This window comes from Lacticaseibacillus songhuajiangensis (assembly GCF_003946025.1).
Lineage (GTDB): Bacteria > Bacillota > Bacilli > Lactobacillales > Lactobacillaceae > Lacticaseibacillus > Lacticaseibacillus songhuajiangensis.
This window is the reverse complement of record NZ_RHNR01000021.1, coordinates 22,298-41,345: the sequence shown is the minus strand read 5'-3', so window position 1 is coordinate 41,345 and position 19,048 is coordinate 22,298. Positions and strand designations below refer to the sequence as shown.

20 protein-coding genes are annotated in these 19,048 nt (G+C 54.8%); 1 reads left to right on the top strand and 19 read right to left on the bottom strand.

The window, feature by feature from the left end; genetic code table 11:
• Positions 1-344: 344 nt before the first annotated feature.
• The 8 genes from rsgA to gmk all read right to left on the bottom strand — a co-directional run bounded on the left by rsgA (position 345) and on the right by gmk (position 9,565).
• Positions 345-1,241: a ribosome small subunit-dependent GTPase A gene (gene rsgA, locus EKM97_RS06670; RefSeq protein WP_125571616.1), complete on the bottom strand. Its 897-nt coding sequence runs from the start codon at positions 1,239-1,241 to the stop codon at positions 345-347.
• Positions 1,242-1,255: 14 nt separating this feature from the next.
• Entirely contained in the window at positions 1,256-3,151 is a 1,896-nt protein-coding gene (gene pknB / locus EKM97_RS06665) for a Stk1 family PASTA domain-containing Ser/Thr kinase (protein ID WP_125571615.1), read from the bottom strand.
• Entirely contained in the window at positions 3,144-3,893 is a 750-nt protein-coding gene (locus EKM97_RS06660; protein WP_125571614.1) for a Stp1/IreP family PP2C-type Ser/Thr phosphatase, read from the bottom strand. The genes pknB and EKM97_RS06660 overlap by 8 nt, the downstream gene beginning before the upstream one ends.
• A 38-nt stretch (positions 3,894-3,931) precedes the next feature.
• Positions 3,932-5,269: a 16S rRNA (cytosine(967)-C(5))-methyltransferase RsmB gene (rsmB, locus tag EKM97_RS06655; protein ID WP_125571613.1), complete on the bottom strand. Its 1,338-nt coding sequence runs from the start codon at positions 5,267-5,269 to the stop codon at positions 3,932-3,934.
• Complete coding sequence (fmt, locus tag EKM97_RS06650; protein WP_125571612.1) at positions 5,262-6,212, bottom strand: methionyl-tRNA formyltransferase; 951 nt, start codon at positions 6,210-6,212, stop codon at positions 5,262-5,264. The genes rsmB and fmt overlap by 8 nt, the downstream gene beginning before the upstream one ends.
• 11 nt (positions 6,213-6,223) lie before the next feature.
• Positions 6,224-8,515 (bottom strand): primosomal protein N', encoded by a 2,292-nt coding sequence (priA, locus tag EKM97_RS06645; protein WP_125571611.1) that lies wholly within the window; start codon positions 8,513-8,515, stop codon positions 6,224-6,226.
• A 135-nt stretch (positions 8,516-8,650) separates the two neighbouring features.
• Positions 8,651-8,923 carry a DNA-directed RNA polymerase subunit omega gene (gene rpoZ / locus EKM97_RS06640; RefSeq protein WP_125571610.1) on the bottom strand — a complete coding sequence of 91 codons (273 nt, stop codon included), beginning with the start codon at positions 8,921-8,923 and terminating at the stop codon, positions 8,651-8,653.
• A gap of 27 nt (positions 8,924-8,950) precedes the next feature.
• Positions 8,951-9,565 carry a guanylate kinase gene (gene gmk, locus EKM97_RS06635; protein WP_125571609.1) on the bottom strand — a complete coding sequence of 205 codons (615 nt, stop codon included), beginning with the start codon at positions 9,563-9,565 and terminating at the stop codon, positions 8,951-8,953.
• A gap of 309 nt (positions 9,566-9,874) precedes the next feature.
• Here gmk and EKM97_RS06630 point away from each other — a divergent pair, with 309 nt between their 5' ends.
• Positions 9,875-10,180, top strand: a complete 306-nt coding sequence (locus EKM97_RS06630; RefSeq protein WP_125571608.1) for a hypothetical protein — start codon at positions 9,875-9,877, stop codon at positions 10,178-10,180.
• A 105-nt stretch (positions 10,181-10,285) separates the two neighbouring features.
• Here EKM97_RS06630 and recN read toward each other — a convergent pair whose 3' ends face one another.
• The 11 genes from recN to rpmA form a co-directional block, all read right to left on the bottom strand.
• Positions 10,286-11,992: a DNA repair protein RecN gene (gene recN / locus EKM97_RS06625; protein ID WP_125571607.1), complete on the bottom strand. Its 1,707-nt coding sequence runs from the start codon at positions 11,990-11,992 to the stop codon at positions 10,286-10,288.
• A gap of 4 nt (positions 11,993-11,996) precedes the next feature.
• Positions 11,997-12,449: an arginine repressor gene (locus tag EKM97_RS12130; RefSeq protein WP_164507464.1), complete on the bottom strand. Its 453-nt coding sequence runs from the start codon at positions 12,447-12,449 to the stop codon at positions 11,997-11,999.
• A 90-nt stretch (positions 12,450-12,539) separates the two neighbouring features.
• Complete coding sequence (locus EKM97_RS06615; RefSeq protein ID WP_125571606.1) at positions 12,540-13,349, bottom strand: TlyA family RNA methyltransferase; 810 nt, start codon at positions 13,347-13,349, stop codon at positions 12,540-12,542.
• A 10-nt stretch (positions 13,350-13,359) separates the two neighbouring features.
• Positions 13,360-14,232 carry a polyprenyl synthetase family protein gene (locus EKM97_RS06610; RefSeq protein ID WP_125571605.1) on the bottom strand — a complete coding sequence of 291 codons (873 nt, stop codon included), beginning with the start codon at positions 14,230-14,232 and terminating at the stop codon, positions 13,360-13,362.
• Positions 14,207-14,449 carry an exodeoxyribonuclease VII small subunit gene (locus EKM97_RS06605; RefSeq protein WP_125571604.1) on the bottom strand — a complete coding sequence of 81 codons (243 nt, stop codon included), beginning with the start codon at positions 14,447-14,449 and terminating at the stop codon, positions 14,207-14,209. The genes EKM97_RS06610 and EKM97_RS06605 overlap by 26 nt, the downstream gene beginning before the upstream one ends.
• 1 nt (position 14,450) lies before the next feature.
• Positions 14,451-15,794: an exodeoxyribonuclease VII large subunit gene (xseA, locus tag EKM97_RS06600; protein ID WP_125571603.1), complete on the bottom strand. Its 1,344-nt coding sequence runs from the start codon at positions 15,792-15,794 to the stop codon at positions 14,451-14,453.
• A gap of 180 nt (positions 15,795-15,974) precedes the next feature.
• Positions 15,975-16,391, bottom strand: a complete 417-nt coding sequence (gene nusB, locus EKM97_RS06595; protein WP_125571602.1) for a transcription antitermination factor NusB — start codon at positions 16,389-16,391, stop codon at positions 15,975-15,977.
• Positions 16,391-16,816: an Asp23/Gls24 family envelope stress response protein gene (locus EKM97_RS06590; RefSeq protein ID WP_125571601.1), complete on the bottom strand. Its 426-nt coding sequence runs from the start codon at positions 16,814-16,816 to the stop codon at positions 16,391-16,393. Before EKM97_RS06590 ends, nusB begins: the two co-directional genes overlap by 1 nt.
• Before the next feature lie 36 nt (positions 16,817-16,852).
• The gene (gene efp, locus EKM97_RS06585) at positions 16,853-17,410 is read right to left on the bottom strand and encodes an elongation factor P (protein ID WP_125571600.1); all 558 of its coding nucleotides are present in this window, start codon (positions 17,408-17,410) and stop codon (positions 16,853-16,855) included.
• A gap of 184 nt (positions 17,411-17,594) precedes the next feature.
• Positions 17,595-18,668 carry a M24 family metallopeptidase gene (locus tag EKM97_RS06580; RefSeq protein WP_125571599.1) on the bottom strand — a complete coding sequence of 358 codons (1,074 nt, stop codon included), beginning with the start codon at positions 18,666-18,668 and terminating at the stop codon, positions 17,595-17,597.
• A 74-nt stretch (positions 18,669-18,742) separates the two neighbouring features.
• Positions 18,743-19,027 (bottom strand): 50S ribosomal protein L27, encoded by a 285-nt coding sequence (gene rpmA, locus EKM97_RS06575; protein ID WP_125571598.1) that lies wholly within the window; start codon positions 19,025-19,027, stop codon positions 18,743-18,745.
• Positions 19,028-19,048: the final 21 nt, after the last annotated feature.

Below are 19,048 nucleotides of genomic sequence, written 5' to 3'. Positions count from 1 at the left end.
AGGGTCTGGGGGGATTGGCGTAGCGGGCAGGGACGGAGTTAGCGAAAATAAAATTGGCGGTGTATTCCCGACATGATTTTCGTCGGGGGGGTACACCGCCAATTTTATCGGGAGCGGGATATTGACGCTGGGCCTGCGGCAATATCCCCAGTGGAAGACGGCGTAGCCGGCTGGAACGGTCCCCGCTAACGGAGTTCCTGCCCGCGAAGCCAATCCGCACCAGACCCGACCTTCGGTCTACCCCACTATTTTCAATTCCTGCATCCTTGCGGATGAAAGTTTCATGACTTACGCTGACGGACAGCAAAACAGCCACCACCTCTTTGCGAGATGATGGCTGCTTGTTAATTTTTGCCGTAAACAGGACGCTGATTGCTCAGCTCTGCCCGGAACTGCAAATAGTTATCGTAACGACTCTGCATGATTTCGCCGGCTTCTAGTGCGGCCTTCACCGCACATTTTGGCTCGTTCACGTGCTGGCAACTGCGGAACTTGCAATCACCGGCGTAACGCACGAACTCGGGGAACCGGTCGCGTAAATCATCTAGGGTGACATCTAGGAGCCCCAGTGAGGAAAAGCCCGGTGTGTCCGCCAAAAGGCCGCCATCGGCCGGATACAGGTCTGTCGTGCGGGTCGTGTGCTTCCCGCGACCCAGACTTTTGGAAATCTCACCCGTCGCTAGTTGCAAGCCTGGGTCCAAATGGTTAATCAGGGTCGATTTGCCCGCCCCGGTTTGCCCCGTAAAAATGGTTAGCTTGCCGGAAAAGATGGCGTGCAGAGCCTGCAACGACTCTTCTGCAAAAGCCACGCGCGGCGCGAACACTTTATAGCCCGCGGCTTCGTACCCCGCCAGAACGGGCTGCAGTTTGGCATAGTCGGCGTCGCTTAGCAAATCCGTCTTGGTCAGGTAAACCAGCGGTTCAATGTGCTTGCCTTCCAAGTACACCAAGAAGCGATCCAGTAAATTGCTGGAAAACGCCGGCTCTGCGGCAGCCGTGACCAGCACCGCCTGATCAATATTGGCCACTGGTGGCCGCACCAGCACGTTACGCCGCGGCTCCACGCTCGTCAGGTAACCCAGCTCGCCATTTTCCTCGGCGGGCGTGAAGTTGGCGATGTCGCCCACTACCGGGCTCACCTTGCGCTTACGCAAGTTACCTGCCGCGCGGGTACGAATGATTTCGCCATTCACCGCGATGTCGTAGTAACCACTAATCTGTTTAATAATTGTCCCCTGCAAAAAAGGCCTCCTGATTATTTGTACTCGCTACTGGTGCTGGCAGCAGCGCCGCCATCTCCACTACCCGAGTTGGCAGTGTCATGACTGCTGCTTGCGCTGGAACTTGCACTCGATTCCGTTGCCGAAGAACTGCTCTCATCCGGCTTATTCGTGCTGCCCTGATTTTCACCACTGGTCGAGTTCTCGTCGACGTTACTACTGCTACCTTGGCTTTCAGACGTTGAAGCGAAGACCACCGTAATGGTGTCGCCAGCACTCATTTTAGTCCCCATCGCGGGACTCTGCGAACTCACCAGCCCTGTCTGGTCACCGGAGTACTTCACGTTCAATTCGTGCTCCTTAGCATAACCCATGAGTGCTTGGTAGTTGTACTGCGACAAACTAGCCAGTGCAAAAGTATCCTCGGCCCGCGCAACGGTCAGGGTAATGGTCGTGCGCTTGGCGTTAACCTTCTTGCCCGCGGCAATGCTCTGCTTCAAAATGGTACCCGCCGTGCTCGACGCGCTAACCTTAGTGGTCTTGTGCACCGTAAAGCCCTTGGAGCGCAAGTCCGCCGCAACGTCGGCATAACTTTCGCCGGTGTAATCATCAAGGGTGTACTTCTTGACCCCGCTGCTGACAATCAGGTTCACTTTCGACCCCGACTTCACACTTGTACCGTGATCGGGATCCGTGCGAATGACGTAGCCCTTCTTCACCGTGCTGGAGTGCGTGGTTTTTTCACTGCCCACGGTCAACTTCGCATCTTCAAGTTGTGTCCGCGCCCGGGCAACGTTCATGTCGCTGACATCCGGAACGCTGACATCCCCCTTCGGCCAAACGATAATCATCAGGATGACCAGCAGTGCGGCAACTACCCCGCCGCCAATGAGCCATAACTTCTTCTTGCGACTCATTTTCTTCTTGGCAGGCTTCTGCGCACTGGCTTTAGTGTTGTCCGGTTTATTCTTTACTGCTTGCAAAGGTTGCGTGGCCTGCGCATCTGCGGCCGTTTCCTGACGCAACGCATTCGGCAGTGCATCCATCACCCGCGTTTCGCCGAGGTCATCATCGACGTGTGGCGCCCAGCGGGCTTCATGTGCGCGCTTGGGACTGAGCGCGGTGGCCAAGTCTTCATTCATGGCCTCAACGGTGGTGTAACGCTGGGCTGGGCTCTTCGCTGTTGCCTTCAGGACCACATTCTCCAGCGCCTGCGGAATCCGCGGGTCAAACTTGCGCACGGAGGGAATCTCTTCCTGAAAGTGCTTGAGGGCAATCGACACCGCCGAGTCGCCTTCAAAAGGCACACTTCCAGTCAGCATTTCGTACAAAATAATCCCGAGTGCATAAATATCACTCTGCCGCGTTGGCATCGAGCCGCGGGCCTGCTCCGGCGATAAATAGTGCACCGACCCGAGCAGGGAATTCGTCTGCGTCATCGAGTTATCCGATAGCGCCACGGCGATGCCAAAGTCCATGATTTTGGCGGTGCCGTCATCATCGACCATGATGTTCTGCGGCTTGAGGTCGCGGTGAATAATGTTGTGACTGTGTGCCTCTTGCACGGCGCTGAGCACCTGCGACATCAGTTTGATGACACGCGCATACGGAATCGGGAAGTTCAGTGCAATGTACTTCTTCAGGTTCATCCCGTGAACGTATTCCATCACGAGATACTGCTGGCCATCACTTTCACCAACATCGTAAATGCTGACGATGTTGGGGTGGTTTAATTCCAGAGTCGCCATCGCCTCACGCCGGAAGCGGCGCAAGGTATCCGGGTCGTTTTGCAGGTCGAGACGCAATACCTTGACTGCCACATCGCGATCAAGAATCAGATCGTGCGCAAGGTAAACGTTGGCCATACCGCCCTCCCCGAGGGTCTTGGTCAACTTATAGCGTTCGTCGAGAATCGTTCCCGGCTCAATCATCACTTGCACCTCCCTTCTGCGTCATTGCCAGCAGTGCACTGATATTGTCCGGACCGCCGGCCTCGTTCGCCAGTGCCACTAGCTCGTCCACTTTGCCTTGCAGGGTGTTTTGCCCCGCAAGCACCGCGGCCATCTGTTCATCACTGACCGTTTTGCTGAGACCATCCGTGCACAAGAGCAACATATCGCCCGCCAGCAAATCGTAAGTGTTCACGTCGGCATCAACATCCGGCGCCACCCCCAGCGACCGCGTAATCACGTTCTTGCGGGGGAAATTCTCGGCTTCTTCTGGCGTCAGTTCACCCATGCGCACCAATTCGTTGACCAAACTATGGTCCTCAGTAATCTGCACAAAGCGGTCATGCCGGTATAAATAGGCGCGGGAATCGCCGATGTTAGCGACCACGAATTTACGGCCGTAAACCAGGATGGCCACAATGGTGGTGCCCATCCCCGTCAGATCCGCAAACTGCTGGCCTCGTTCCAAAATCCGATCGTTCTCCTTGGCCAGTTCCGCGATGAGCCACTTGGCCGCCACGCGAATATCAGCCAGCTCTTTCTTGGCAAAGGCGTAACCAATGTGGGAGACCGCCATTTTACTGGCCACGTCCCCGCCCTGGTGTCCACCCATCCCGTCGGCGACAATTGCGAGCGTCGCACCGGAGGGATTGTTGAAGACCCCAACGTAATCCTGATTGCTTGGTCGTCTCTGACCAATGTCACTTCGGTAAGCATATTCCATGCCGAATTTTCCTCCTAATAGACCGGAACGCGTCAGAATTACGCCTTCCGCCGCAGACTAGCGATAAAGAAGCCGTCCGTGCCGTAATCACTTGGGTAAATTTGCAGTGCTGGCGCTCCGTGCACCTTGCCAAGGCGTTCACTACCAGCAACCGGCAACTGCTCAAACTCAGGGTGTGCGGCTAAGAAAGCGGCCACGACGTCCTGGTTCTCTTCGCGGGCCAGGGTGCAAGTGCTGTAGGTAATCAAGCCACCGGGCTTCACCAAACCGGCGACGCTCCCCAGAATGTCACCCTGGATGCGCGCCAGGTTGTCGATGTCCTGCTGCGTCTTATCGTACTTGATTTCTGGCTTCCGGCGCATGAGACCTAAGCCCGAGCACGGCGCATCCACCAGAATTTTGTCGAAACTAGCGGGTTCAAAATGATCCTTGGCCGTTCGTGCGTCCATCGCTTCGGCACTCACGCGGTTATCCAGCCGCATGCGGTAAGCATTCTTCAAAATGAGCTGCACCTTGTGCGGGTGGAGGTCCAGCGCGGTGACGTGCCCGCCCACTTTATCGTCCAGGTACTCCGCAATGTGCGTGGTTTTCCCGCCTGGTGCGGCGCAGGCATCCAGCACTTTGTCGCCCGGCTGCAGCCGCAGACTCGGGGCAACGAGCTGACTAGATTCGTCCTGCAAGGTGAAGACGCCTTCCTTAAACTCCTGCGTGCCCGCCAGGTGCCCCGTCGGTGTCACCAGCGCACTTGGTGCCAGATCGCTCCGCCGCATGTCTGGGAAGCGGTCCTTGAGGTCGCTCAGCAGTTCATCCGCCGTTGTCATCGTACTGTTCAGCCGCAATACACCACTAGGCGCATCGTCAATTGAATTCAAAATGTGTTTGGCAGTCAGCATGCCAAATTGGTCAATCAACTTCTCGGTCAACCACATTGGTGTGCTCGTGCTAATTGACAACCGTTCAGTCTCGTCCTTGATGTCATCCAGCTTAGGCAAGCCGTTACGTTCCATGTGCCGCAAAATCGCCGTCACAAATTTAGCAACACCAGCATGACCCAGTTGCTTAGCGATTTCGGTGCTATCAAAGAAGATGGCCCGGGTTGGCACCTTGTCTAGGTATACCATCTGGAAAACGGCCGTCCGCAACAAGACGCGGACCCAGTCGTCAACTTTCTTGCCCTTAATGAAGGGCGCGATGAAGTAGTCCAGCGTCAATTGCCGCTGAATTACACCGTAAACAATGGTGGTCAAAAGGCCAGCATCCCGCGGATCCAGGTGGGCCTTATTCAAAGTTGAATCTAGTGTCAGGTTGGAATAACTGCCCTTACCCACGCGGCTCAAGACCTCAACAGCAAGTAAACGGGGGTTGTTTTTATTCATGGTCAATCACCTGCGCGCCTTGGGCAAACTTGCGCCCCTGGCCGTTCATAAAGGCGGTTACGTCCTGTTTGGACTTCCCTGCCGGTTGCAATTCATTGACGGCAAGTACGGTGCCATTACCGGCAGCAAGAACAAATTCATGCTTACCGCTGCGCACCAAGGTGCCGGCTGCTTGGGTGGTCGCTTCCGCCAGTGGGGTCACGTCCCACAACTTGCAGCGCTGACCGCCAATCTGCACCCAACCGCCGACAGCCGGCCGCAATGCACGCACCCACTGGTCAATGTGCTGGGCATCCTGTGTAAAGTCGAGGTGCTCCTCATCCTTACTAATGGTTGGTGAGAAAGTAACTTCTTCTTCAACCTGTGGCGTGCGGGTTGCACTGCCATCAATCAAACTCGGCAAGGTCTTCAGCAATAGGTCACGGCCAACCGGTGCCAGCCGGGCAAACGCGGTCCCCGTGTCGTCAGCGCGGGTGAGCGGAATGCTGGCCTGAGCGAACATGTCCCCGGCATCCATCTTCTTCACCATCTCAATAATGGTCACACCAGTTGCAGCATCCCCATTTTTAATTGAGTACTGAATTGGCGCCCCGCCGCGGTACTTTGGCAACAAACTGCCGTGCACGTTGACCGCGATGATTTTGGCAGACTTCAAGAACTTGGTTGGCAAGAACTGGCCGTACGCCGCAGTCACAATCAAATCGGTCTGCAGGGCAATGGCTTCGTCCAGTTCTGGGCTACCAGATAGTTTCTCCGGCTGCAGAACCTTAATCCCGTGCTTCAGCGCTGCCTGCTTAACCGGCGTTTGCTGCAGAATCTGTTTGCGGCCGACTTTGCGGTCAGGCTGCGTAATGACCAGCTGCACGTCGTAACCGGCGTCAACAAGGCCGTCAAGGACGGTGACGGCAAAATCGGGTGTTCCCATAAAAATAACTGATGTCAATAAAATCGCTCCTAAATGAATGACAGCGGCTCACGGTCAAAGGCAATTTGGTACCCGCTCCGGCTGCTAATTTGTGTCGTTTCCAGCATCTGTTCCAGTGTCGCTTGCAATGCTGGTTCTTTTTTATACTTAATAACAATCTGGTAGTAATAACGGCGCTTCACGCGCGCAATCGCGCCGCGAGTCGGTCCCAAGATAATCGCCTGATCGCTCAAATGTGCCGTCAACATGTCTGCCAGCCGGTACACGGCCTTGGCTGCCTTATCCTCCTCCTCGTGACTCACGGTCAGTTTGAAGGTGAAGAAGTACGGCGGGTAATTCCCTTCGTGGCGCATGTGCATCTCAAGCGCAAAGAAGCGCTCGTAGTCGTGATGCTGGGCCAGCTGGATGGCGTAATGATCTGGGTTGTAGGTCTGAATCAGCACCCGCCCGGGTTTCTCGGCCCGGCCCGCCCGACCACTCACCTGAGTAAGCAGCTGGAAGGTGCGCTCACTTGCCCGAAAATCAGGCAGGCCCAGCGCCGTGTCCGCGTTAATGACGCCAACGAGCGTCACATTCGGAAAATCCAGGCCCTTAGCAATCATCTGGGTGCCCAGCAAAATATCGGCCTGGCCGTCCCCAAACTGCTTCAGGATGCGCCCGTGCGCCCCTTTGCGGCGCGTTGTGTCCACGTCCATGCGCAAAACGCGTGCTTGCGGCAGCACCGCGTTCAAGGTCTGTTCAACCTTCTCGGTGCCGGTGCCGTAGTAGCGAATCTTCTTGGACTGGCAACTTGGGCAGATGCGCGGGATGGCCTCTTCATGACCGCAATAATGGCAACGCAAGCTGTGGCTGTCCATGTGCAGGGTCAATGAAATATCACAGTTCGGACACTTCGCGACGTAGCCACATTCTCGGCACATCACAAAGGACGAAAACCCGCGCCGGTTGAGCAACAACACTGCCTGCTCGCCGCGCTGTAAGCACTCGGTCAGCGCGCTGATCAGCTCTGTCGACAAATCGCCGCTATGTTCATCCACCTCAGCTTCACGCATGTCGACAATTTCGGATGGTGGCAGTGCCCGGTGGTTCGCACGTTCCGGCATCAATAGCAGCTTGTAGACATTCTTTTGTGCTCGGGCACGTGATTCCAAACTCGGCGTCGCTGATCCCAAAAGCACCGGGGCGTGGTTATAGGCCCCGCGCCAACGCAACACGTCGCGCGCATTATAGCGCGGCGCGTCATCTTGCTTATAACTGGCTTCGTGCTCTTCGTCCATGATAAGAAGGCCCAGGTTTTGCAGTGGGGCAAAAGCCGCACTGCGCGCACCAATCACCACGTGGGCTTCACCGCGCGCAATGCGCCGCCACTCATCGTAGCGTTCGCCATCGCTCAATCCGGAATGCAGAACCGCGACATTGGCCCCAAAGCGGCCCTTTACGCGGGCCACCATTTGCGGGGTCAGCCCAATTTCTGGAACCAACATCAAAGCGTCGCGCCCATCCGCCAAGGTCTGCGCCATCAGCTGCAGATAAACCTCAGTTTTCCCCGAGCCAGTGACCCCCTCCAGCAGGAAAGTGTCATTTTGCTGACTATTGAGTGCATCCGACACCGCATCAAAGGCATCTTGTTGCTGCGGCGTTAAGGTCAATGGCGTGGTGCGCGGCATGTTATCCAGTTCCGCATAGGGATGCCGGTATTCTTCGCGCTGCTCTAGTTCGACCCAACCTTTGGCCGCCGCGGCGGTGATGATGCTCCGCGGAATGCCGAGCTCTTTTTCTAATTGCAACACCGGCAGCACTTCCGCCTGCGCTGCGAGCTCGCCCAGGCGCGTTAGCAGCGCAATCTGCTTCACAGCGTTCTTGCGCACTTCCTGCAGCAAATCTGTGTAGCGCGCCGCCGGCAGCAAGGTGTGCAGATAATCAACCGTCTGCACCCGCCCCTTGTCAACCACCTGGGTGCCCGCGCCGTTTTTAAGTTGCTTGGTTTCAGTCTTCAGGGCATTGGGCAGCATCGTCTGTAAACAGGTGATCCAGAAGGCAAAACTGTCGTCAGCCAGCCACTTGGATAACGCCAGCAATTCCTTGCTCAGTACTGGCTGCTCATCGAGCACATCCTGAATGGGTTTCAATTCACCATCGAAATCAGTGCTGTCGGTTAGCGCAACGACCATGCCCATCACTAGGCGCTTGCCTTGACCAAAATTAACGACAACCCGCATTCCGGGTTGAACTTTATCAACTAGCGCATCCGGGATACCGTAATCAAACGGTCGGTTCGTTTGCATCGTGGGAACATCCACAATGATTTTCGCAACACGCATTGACTGCGCCACCCCCTTATTCTTGCCTCCAATTATAGCAGAAACTCGCGTGCGACACCCGCGCCGGTGCACGTCAGCCGCATGACAAAAAAACGCGGCTCACCCTGCGGTGTCCGCGCCTTCATTATTCGTGCTTTATTGGTCTTCTTCTTCGGCCTTCCGGGTTTCTTCTTCCCGGTCCAGACGTTCTGCATCGCGTTCGAGCAGTTTGGAATCTGGGTCGATGATAACATCCCCGTTAGCAACTTCTTCAAGCGCCTGGCCTACAGTCCGTGGAGACTTGTATTCAGGCAGCATCCGAATCGCGTTCGCCTCAAGTTCGTGCGCACGCTTAGCAGCGAGCACGGCCAAAGAGTAACGGGATGGCACGTTAGCAAGCAGCTTATCAATTGATGGGTATACAATCATGGATTAGTCTCTCCTTAAAAAACAAACTTAATCATCAGCAAGCATTGAGGTGTAGTGGTCAAACACCCGCTTAACGCGCAGGTGTTCACTCTTGATAATCTGCTCAATGCGTTCAACGGCCAGAGGCACTTCGTCGTTGACGACCGCATAGTCATAGTTGGTCATCATCTTCAATTCCTCAGCTGCCTTGGTGACGCGCTTCTTGATGGTCTCGGTATCATCGGTACCACGACCAACCAGACGGTGCTTCAGTTCGCCCAGATCAGGTGGCGTCAGGAAAATGAAGACGGCATCAGGCATCTTGGCACGTACCTGCATGGCCCCGTTAACCTCGATTTCGAGCAGAACATCCTTACCGGCGTCTAGCGTCTGGTTGACATACTTGAGAGGAGTGCCGTAATAGTTGCCGACGTACTGGGCGTATTCAAGCATCCCTCCGTCAGCAATTTCCTTTTCGAACTGTTCTTTCGTTCGAAAATAATAATCAACCCCGTCCACTTCACCAGGCCGCATGTTGCGGGTGGTCATGGAAACGGAGTACTGAAAATCACGGTAACCAGAGTTTAACATCGCCTGGCGAACCGTCCCTTTACCAACACCGGACGGACCTGATAGAACGATGAGCATCCCTCGTTCGTGCATTTGTCTACCCCTCCCAAAAATCTGTCTACTATATCCTTATATATTGCACTTTTTAACGCGCTAACGCAAGTGAAACTCGCGGCGTAGCGGGAAAATTAGGCCGGACTCGACCTGTGTTCGCTTGTTATTTCGGCTTACCGACTGTCCATCCAGAATAATGAGCACCGCAGCACTCCCTCTGCGCAAACGCCAGTCGCCGGATTTAATGCCACTTCTGCAAAAAATCAAAAAAATTGACTCCAGCCCTTGCCTTTTAGAACGTTTGTTCGTATAATCAGTTTTGCAAACAAATGTTCGGAGGATAAGAATATGGACGTTAAAAAGCAAGGTAACACTTTAGCACGAGTTGAAAAAAGTCTGCGCGCCTCCTACCGGCGCTTCTTAGACATTGAAGATGAAACCATCGTGATGCCGGCCAGCCAGCTACGTCTATTCACCGAGCAGGCCTACCAGAAGCACCTCCTGGTGGCCATCCAATTGGGAACAGCGCAACAGGTACTGGGCTTCGTAAACCATAAGTTGAACGCAGACACCTTCGTTCTGCGTGAATACGGCAGTAACCTGAGCCAGATTGTGCGGATTGCCCAGTGCACCTACATTAAGCGCTGCGATTAAGATTACCCCAGACGCGCATTAAACTGTTAATCAAACACAAGGCCCAGCCTCGTCCCCGATTGGGGAGAAGGCTGAGCCTTTTTGCTACGTGTGATGCACGTACCATTATTCGTCGTCTTTTAGCGCCGCGCGGGTTTTATCAGCCAACTGCAGCAGCTCGGATGCGTGCTGCCGGGTCAGATCGGTAATTTCCGTGCCCGCCAGCATTCGTGCCAATTCGTCGACTCGTTGTTCTGGCCGCAGTGGGGTCACACTGGTTTGCGTGCGGCCGGCGGTAACCGTTTTTTCAATTTTGTACTCATAATCTGACATTGCGGCAACTTGCGGCAGGTGCGTAATGCAAAGTACCTGTGAGTGCTGGGCAATGAGCACAATTTTGTTCGCGATGGCTTGGGCCACCCGACCCGAAACGCCGGTGTCCACTTCGTCGAAAATAATACTGGTCACACCGTCCGACTCTGCAAAAATCGTCTTCAAGGCCAGCATCATGCGCGAGAGCTCCCCGCCGCTAGCTGTTTTGGCCAGCGGTTGGGCCCGTTCACCTGGGTTGGGTTGGATGTAAAATTCCAGAGTGTCGGCCCCATCTGGGCCGCAGACTGCATCCTGCTCATGACTAAAGTGCACACTGAATACCGTCTTGGCCATGTAGAGTGCCCGCAACTGTTCGTGCACTGCCTTTTCCAGTTTTAGGGCGGCCGCGTGTCGCAATTTGGTTAGCTTCGCAGCCACTGTGTGCAGCTTTTGATCGAGCCGCGCGACGTTTTCCTCAAGACCCGATGCATCCTCTTCTGAAGATTGCATCTCCTTGAGCTCTTTTTGCGCCTTTTGGCCGTATGTGATGACCGCTTCGACAGTATCGCCATACTTGCGCTTCAAACTCGTGATTTGGTTGAGACTTTCTTCCACCTCGTCGAGACGATTCTCGTCCCATTCCAAACCATCAATCTGGCGTGACAGTTCGCTTTGTGCATCCTGCAACGTGTAGTAGGCGCTCGCTACCGATTCACTAATTTCCTTGTACGCGGGGTCAAGGTCCGCAATTCCCTGCATAGTCTGCATGACGTTGTCAATCACGTCCAGCGGGTTGAACTCGTCACCAGACAGTTCACTATAGGCGGTGCCCAGAGCGTCCTGCACGCGTTGGTAATTAGCCAGGCGGTCGCGCTCGCTAGTTAAGGCTTCTTCTTGACCGGGCGCCAGATTGGCAGCGTTAATCTCGTCCACCTGGAAGGTCAGCATATCCAAACGCTGTGCCCATTCCTGCTCGTTCTGCTGCTTTTTACGCAACGCTGCGCTCCGTTTCTGGTACTCCGCGTATACCTGGTGGTATTCAGTCAGCGCGCCCAGAAGTTCCGAACCAGCAAACTGGTCCAGCAGGTGGATATGGCTTTCCGGCTTGGTTAACTCCTGGTGCTCATTTTGACCGTGAATATCGACCAGGGTTTCACCGACACGCCGCAGCGTGCTCGTGTTCACCAGTTGACCGTTAATGCGACACACATTGCGCCCACTGGCATACAAATCACGCTCCAGTAGCACCTGGCCACCATCAAGGCGCAAGCCAACGGCCTCAAGCGCCTGTTGCGTGTGCACATTATCAGCCGCGTAAAACATGCCCTGCAGCGTCGCCTTCTTGGCGCCGGTGCGGATGAATTCACTCGAACCGCGCGCCCCCGCAAGCAGGGACACAGCGTCAATGATAATCGACTTCCCCGCCCCGGTTTCCCCGGTCAGCGCGGTCATGCCGTTTTCAAAAGAGAGGTCAAGATCCTCAATGATTGCAAAATCATGCACCATCAGTTCCTGTAACATGCCATTACCCCACGATTAAATCGAGTTCACCGGCCAAGTTGCGGGCATCATCATCGCTCCGGCAAATCAGCAAAATGCTGGCATCCGTCGGCACAAGTGTGAAAATCCGCTCGTCAGTCCGTGTTTGCAAAATGCTAGCAACTGCTGGCCCAGAACCTGGTGTCAGTACTAAACTCACAAATTTGTCCTGGTACTCAACAGACTGCAAAGCGTCCGCCATCACCCGTTCCATTTTGCCTTCGCCACCATTTGGTTGCACGACTGGCATGCTGTAGCGGTAACGACCGGCACGAATGGGCACCTTGATTAGCGCCATATCCTTGATGTCCCGGGAAACGGTTGCTTGAGTGACCTCAACGCCAGCTTGTGACAACAGGTCCACCAGTTGTTCCTGCGTTTCGACGATATTGGCATTCAGGATGGTCTTAATAATTTCTTGTCGCGTTTGTTTAGGCATGGTCCATTCCTCACTTAATTCGGGCCCGCGGTGTGCGCTACCCCATTGTTTTTACAATCATGATAACATCATCACCATGAAATTGCATATTTAGTCAAGAGTACCGTGTGCCGCCGCGAGGACTTCATCGATGGAAACACCGTCCAAAATGCGCGCACCCTCACCAACATTGCGCAAGTGCACGAGGAACTCAATGTTCCCCTCGCCGCCTTTAATCGGCGAAAAGTCGAGCCCTTCGACTGAATATCCATCTTCCACTGCAAATTTAGTGACTTCTTCAAGCACTTCGCGGTGGACGGCCGGATCCTTGATAATGCCGTGTTTACCGATTTTGTCTCGTCCCGCTTCAAACTGTGGCTTAATCAACATCACTGCATCATGATTGGGCAACAGAATTGACCGTAATGGCGGCAAAATGAGCTTCAAGGAGATGAAGGAGACGTCAGTGACTGCAAACTCCACGTCGCCGAAAGTAAAGTCTTCCGGTTTGGCGTAACGGAAGTTCATCTGTTCCATGACGTGCACCCGTTCGTCACTGCGCAATTTCCAGACCAACTGATTAGTTCCGACATCTAGTGCGTACACTTGTTTCGCGCCATTTTGGAGGCACACATCGGTGAAGCCACCCGTACTGGAGCCAATATCCAGGACAGTGCGGTCCTTAACGTCAATGTCAAAGCTCTTCAGTGCCTTGGCCAACTTCAAACCACCCCGGCTCACGTAAGGGAGTTTCTTGCCCTTCGCATGCAGCTGACTATCCGCCGCAATTTTGACACCTGGCTTATCCAGGCGTTCATTGTTCTGGTCGTACACTTCGCCGGCCATAATGGCCCGTTTGGCCTGTTCACGGGATTCAAAGAGCCCCTGTCCGACTGCTAGTACGTCAACTCGTTCTTTCATCTTAACCTCGTTATTCCAAATACTGCGCGATTGCGCGCAAAACATCCGTCTGCATGTCCAGTTGCAACAGGGCTGCCTGCGCGGCGTCAGCCTGCTGCTGCAGCAAGTTGCGCGCCCCAGCGAGCCCTAGTAAGGCAACGTAAGTATTCTTGCCATTGGCCGCATCTTGGTGCGCCGGTTTCCCTAATTGGGCCGCCGACATGGTGACATCTTCAATATCATCCAGCAGTTGGAAGCCCAGCCCAAACGCCCCTGCAAACTGCGCCAATGTCGCGCGGGTCGCTGCATCTGCGGCGCCAATCACCGCACCCATGTCTACCGCCGCCCGAATGAGCTCCCCCGTTTTGTGGGCATTCAGCTCATTGAGCTGGTCAGTGGTCAATTGCAGATGGCTACCGTCCAAATCTAGTTGCTGGCCAGCCACCATGCCCTGGCTGCCCGCGCTCGTCGCCAGAATCCGTACAAGGGCCACTTGCTGCTGCGCAGAAACGTCAGTAGCGCTCACCAGCGCAAACGCATCCGTGAGCAAAGCGTCACCGGCAAGAATCGCGGTTGCCTCGTTAAACTGCACGTGATTAGCAGGCTGCCCCCGCCGCATTGCGGCATTATCCATCGCGGGTAAATCGTCATGAATGAGCGAATACGTATGGATGAATTCAATAGCCGCAGCCGCCGGAATCGCGGCGTCAAGACTTGCGCCCAGTCCCGTGGCCGTCGCTAACAGTAGCAATGGCCGCAGCCTTTTGCCACCCGCGGCCAGGGAGTAATGCATTGCTTTGGCTAAGTGTGCATCGTGCGCCTGATCTAAGTGCGCCCACATGTAGTCTTCTAATTGCGGCAGCGCTTGGGCCGCAAACTTATTCAGCGGACTGCTTGTCATCATTATCCTCAAAAGGCTTGAGCTCACCGTCAGGCGTCATGACCTTCGTGACGGCCTCTTCAGCATTCTTCAAGGTGCCATTCAGCTTACCAGCGAGTTGCACACCGGTCTGAAACTGGGCCAGAGCTTCTTCCAGTGGGACATCGCCGCGCTCGAGTGAACTGACGATTGTTTCGAGTTCCTGCAATTCCTGTTCAAAAGTTTTCTTTTCTGTTGCCATTTTAGTCTTCCTCCTTGGCGGTCACCGTTGCGTGCACCCGGCCATCTGTCGTGTGAATCGTCACCTGCGTGTCGAGTGCGTAATCCGCCGTCTTTTGCAAAATTCGGCCGTCGTCATCACTAACGTACGCGTACCCTCGGCCCATCGTCTTCAGCGGACTGAGATGATCCAGAGCCGCGCTCGCACGGGTGAGTTGCTCCCGTTTGCGTTCCAGCAATTGTGCCTGCGCGCGTAGCAAGCGCCGCTCCACATCTGCAACATGACTACGCTGCATGCTAATGCGCTGATCGACGCCACTACGCAACAGTTTGTTGGTCGCCAAGTTCAGGCGACTGCGCAGCTGTTCTACTCGGTGCGGCAAAGTCGCGGTCAGTCGCATTCGCAACTGGTCCACCCGCTGCACGTAACCGTCATACAGACGGTCTGGTTGCGTCAGCATCACGCTCGCTCGGCTGCGGTCCAGGCGGGCCCGCAAGTTCGCCAGAAATGCTTGCTGCGCGCGCAGCAAGCGCTCACCGTCCTGCGCCACGCGTGCTTGCGCGTCCACGGCCGTAATTGGTGTGACGTACTCGGCCGCCGCCGTCGGTGTGGCAGCACGGTAGTCCGCAACGTAATCCGCAATCGTCACGTCTGTTTCGTGCCCCACGGAAGAAACGACCGGAATCCGCATCGCGGCCATCGCGCGCGCAACTTCCTCAGTGTTAAATGGCCAGAGATCCTCAATCGAGCCACCACCACGGCCTACAATCACCGCGTCAAAACCCGGCATGGCGGCAACATTTTGCAATTGCCGGACAATATCCGCACTTGCCGTATCCCCCTGTACCTGCGCCGGAAACAGGACAATTTCCAGTTGCGGGTAGCGGCGGCGAACCGTCGTCATGATATCGTGGATGACAGCACCACTGGGACTTGTGACCACAGCCACGCGCTGCGGAAATTGCCGCAACGGCCACTGCTGGTGGACATTGTAGAGACCTTCTTTTTGCAGGCGTTCATTGAGCTGCTGGAAAGCGGCGTAGAGCGCGCCCACGCCATCTGGCTCCAAGCGGTCAATGGTCATCTGGTAATTACCACTGGGGGCATAAACACCAATTCGGCCCACGGCAAGTACGCGCATGCCTTCTTCTAGTTTGAACTGCACCTTGGCGAAGGCAGATTTGAACATGGCCACATTGATCTTGGCGTTATCGTCCTTCAATGAAAAGTATTGGTGGCCGGGACGCTGGCGGAAGTTAGACACTTCCCCCGCAACGTACACACGACGCATGTACGGGTCCTGACTAAACTTGCGACTAATATAGGTGGTGAGTGCGCTCACGGTGAGGTAAGAACTTGGGTCCATACAATCATCCTTTTCTATCTGCAACGCGCAAGCATTCAGCGAATTCATGATAGATTCCGCAAAATCGCGTCAGTTGCACTATGTAAAGCAAGCCCGACCAGAATCTCACTGTTCAGATTCCGGCCGGGCTTGTCAAATGTTGGGGAACACGTTGACGCAAAATTGCGCCACGCGCGTCAACTAGTCTTGCTTTGCGGCGGTTTCGGCGTTCACAAAGTAAGCCAACACCCCGTTGATGAACTTAGCGGACTTCTCGTCGGCGAAGGTCTTGGCAATCTCGACGGCCTCGTTAACGGCTGCCTTGCTTGGCAAATCATCTTCATAGAGGATTTCGTAAAGTCCTAGGCGCAGAATAATGAGGTCAGTCTTGGAAAGACGACCCAGTGTCCAGCCCTTCTTGAGGCGGCCCGCAATCTTCTCGTCCAGTTCAGCAGTTTTGGCGCTGACCCCATCGACCAGCTGCAACATGTAGCCAGGGATGGTTTCATCCTCAGGCAAAACGGCTGCATAGGTCAAATCACGGTCCACTGCTGGATCGGAATCAATTGCAAAGAGTGCCTTAAAGGCCGCTTCGCGTATTTCGTGGCGGTTAAGCATTATTCGTCATCCTCGGTATCTTCAAATAGGTCCGCTGTGTCAATTTTCTCTGTCTTTTCAGGAACGACCCCAACGACGTGGACGTTCACCTCGGCAAGTTCCAAGTCGGTCATGTAGAGGAGTTGTTCACGCAGAGTTTCCTGCATTGCCAGTGCCACCTTCGGCACGGACACACCATAATTCAGGTAGACGTACACATCTGCGGACAGGCGGTCACCGTCAACGGTCAGGTCGACACCCTTCCCCCGGTTAACGCGCCCAAACAGTGCGTTGATACTTGATGCCAAGGTACCCCGCATCTGGTAAACGCCATCGACGTTCACTGCGGCAATACCCAGGATAACCTCGAGCACTTCCGGGACGATTTCAATCGTCCCGGTTGCACCTTCGCGTCCTGTCAAAATGATGTTTGAATTCTCAGCCATTTCATGACCTCCAGTCATTGTGGAACTACGCAGCAATTAAGCGCGTGAGATGTATGAACCATCAGTTGTGTTGATGGTCAGCATGTCACCCTTGTTGATGAAGAATGGAACCTGCACAACCAGGCCCGTTTCCATCGTTGCAGGCTTGGAGCCACCTGAAGAGGTGTTACCACGAATCCCAGGTTCAGTGTCGGTAACTTCAAGGTCAACGGTCTTAGGCAGTTCAACCCCGAGGGTTTCATTGCCGTGCATCATAATCTGCACAACCATGTTTTCCTTCAGGTACTTGAGTGCGTCTTCAAGCTGGGCTGCAGAAAGTGCCAGCTGTTCGTACGTCTCGTTGTCCATGAAGTTGTAACTGTCACCATCGGCGTAAAGGTACTGCATTGACTTGGTGTCAATCTGGGCCTTTTCAACCTTTTCGGTGGAGCGGAAGGTCTTTTCCTGCACAGCGCCGGTCCGCAGGTTCTTCAGGGTTGAGCGTACAAAGGCGCTACCCTTACCTGGCTTAACGTGCTGGAATTCAACAATCCGCCACAGGTCGTTATCAACCTCGATGGTCAGACCATTCTTAAAGTCGTTTACTGAAATCATGAGATTCCTCCAAGATATTATTCTCTATCCATGATAGCAAGGCATGCCTGCCCTTGCAAGATATCACGGACTAGTTTGACCGGCAAGCGGCCGCTGGCAAAAGGCATGAGTCATTGTCAGCGGCGCAAACGGCGGGTTCCAAACCACCGCCCGGCGTCAGCCGTACCGTGGCTAGCAGGTCAAACTAGTTATTAACGTGCAACAGTTCTGGCGGTGCGCTCATCGTGAGCTGACGGCAACCGTCTGGTGTGATGAGGAGGTCATCCTCAATCCGCACCCCGCCAATTTCGGGCAGGTAAATGCCTGGTTCGTCGGTTTCGACGTTCCCAGGAACCTGCTTTTGGTTCATGTACCGACCCCAAGCACCAGGGCCTTCGTGAATGCCCAGACCAATTCCGTGACCCGTGCCGTGGCCAAAGTACTGCTTGTACCCAGCCCCGTCGATGACGGCGTGCGCGGCCTCGTGAATTTCACGACCAGTAACGCCTGGTGCCATCAATTTGGCAACCGCACGGTTAGCTGCGTACACAATTTTGTACACCTCATCCAGCTTTGGATCAGGCGTGCCAACGGCAAAAGTCCGCGTTAAATCGGACATGTAACCCTGGTAGATGCAGCCCCAGTCGAGCGTGATGATGTCACCATCTTCAATCACGCGGTCGGTGGCAGCACCATGGGGCATTGCTGAACGGGCACCCGATGCCACGATGGTCTCAAAAGAGGTACTTGAGGCACCAAGGCTGCGCATGTAAAAGTCCAGGTCGGTCGCAACCGCCAATTCGGTCATCCCCGGCTTGATGGTTGCGAGGACGTGTTCATAACCTTTTTGCGCAATTTCGATGGCGCGCTCAATGAGTGCGACTTCGTCAGCATCTTTGACTTCACGCTGCTGTTCAACGAGACCCGCAGTGGCCTGCAGTTTGCCAGCAAACGCGGCTTGCAGGCGCGTAAAGTCGCCGTAAGTCATCGTGTCGGCTTCAAAACCCAGCGCGTGCGCACCGTCTGCAGTGGCCAATTCCGCCGCCTTTTGCAGCAGGCTGCTGGTGTGCAAGACAATCTGCAGTCCGTGCACTTCCAGCTGCGCCTGTTCGGTGTAACGCGAGTCAGTGATGAAGTAAGCACCCTTGCTTGTGAGCAAAATGGCACTCTCATCGCCGGTGAACCCGCTCAGATAAGAAACGTTGGTTGCATCGGTAATGAGCAGTGCATCATTGTCACTGGCTGTAAGGGTCTGTTTCAGTTGATCAATTCTTTCCATGGCAAAAGCCTCCAGATTGAACAATTATTGATAGAAAAAGCGCCCCGGGAACCCGGAGCGCTTCGTCAGCTTGATTAAGCTTCAGCAGGGTAAACGGAAACCTGCTTCTTATCGCGGCCGAGACGTTCGAACTTAACGATACCGTCTGCAGTTGCGAAAAGCGTGTCGTCGCTACCGCGGCCAACGTTTTCGCCTGGGTGAATCTTGGTACCGCGCTGACGGTACAAGATGTTACCAGCCTTAACGAACTGGCCATCGGCGCGCTTGCTGCCAAGACGCCGACCTGCGGAGTTACGGCCGTTAGAAGTAGAACCGCCCCCCTTATGGTGGGACAGGAACTCAAGAGTCTGCATTTCCATTGTAGTACACCTCCATGATTA

Coding starts and splice junctions, on each gene's coding strand:
- pknB (WP_125571615.1), bottom strand. CDS start 3,151: ATGATTGAGCCGGGAACGATTCTCGACGAACGCTATAAGTTGACCAAG.
- EKM97_RS06660 (WP_125571614.1), bottom strand. CDS start 3,893: ATGGAATATGCTTACCGAAGTGACATTGGTCAGAGACGACCAAGCAAT.
- rsmB (WP_125571613.1), bottom strand. CDS start 5,269: ATGAATAAAAACAACCCCCGTTTACTTGCTGTTGAGGTCTTGAGCCGC.
- priA (WP_125571611.1), bottom strand. CDS start 8,515: ATGCGTGTTGCGAAAATCATTGTGGATGTTCCCACGATGCAAACGAAC.
- rpoZ (WP_125571610.1), bottom strand. CDS start 8,923: ATGATTGTATACCCATCAATTGATAAGCTGCTTGCTAACGTGCCATCC.
- gmk (WP_125571609.1), bottom strand. CDS start 9,565: ATGCACGAACGAGGGATGCTCATCGTTCTATCAGGTCCGTCCGGTGTT.
- EKM97_RS06630 (WP_125571608.1), top strand. CDS start 9,875: ATGGACGTTAAAAAGCAAGGTAACACTTTAGCACGAGTTGAAAAAAGT.
- recN (WP_125571607.1), bottom strand. CDS start 11,992: ATGTTACAGGAACTGATGGTGCATGATTTTGCAATCATTGAGGATCTT.
- EKM97_RS12130 (WP_164507464.1), bottom strand. CDS start 12,449: ATGCCTAAACAAACGCGACAAGAAATTATTAAGACCATCCTGAATGCC.
- EKM97_RS06615 (WP_125571606.1), bottom strand. CDS start 13,349: ATGAAAGAACGAGTTGACGTACTAGCAGTCGGACAGGGGCTCTTTGAA.
- EKM97_RS06610 (WP_125571605.1), bottom strand. CDS start 14,232: ATGATGACAAGCAGTCCGCTGAATAAGTTTGCGGCCCAAGCGCTGCCG.
- EKM97_RS06605 (WP_125571604.1), bottom strand. CDS start 14,449: ATGGCAACAGAAAAGAAAACTTTTGAACAGGAATTGCAGGAACTCGAA.
- xseA (WP_125571603.1), bottom strand. CDS start 15,794: ATGGACCCAAGTTCTTACCTCACCGTGAGCGCACTCACCACCTATATT.
- nusB (WP_125571602.1), bottom strand. CDS start 16,391: ATGCTTAACCGCCACGAAATACGCGAAGCGGCCTTTAAGGCACTCTTT.
- EKM97_RS06590 (WP_125571601.1), bottom strand. CDS start 16,816: ATGGCTGAGAATTCAAACATCATTTTGACAGGACGCGAAGGTGCAACC.
- efp (WP_125571600.1), bottom strand. CDS start 17,410: ATGATTTCAGTAAACGACTTTAAGAATGGTCTGACCATCGAGGTTGAT.
- EKM97_RS06580 (WP_125571599.1), bottom strand. CDS start 18,668: ATGGAAAGAATTGATCAACTGAAACAGACCCTTACAGCCAGTGACAAT.
- rpmA (WP_125571598.1), bottom strand. CDS start 19,027: ATGGAAATGCAGACTCTTGAGTTCCTGTCCCACCATAAGGGGGGCGGT.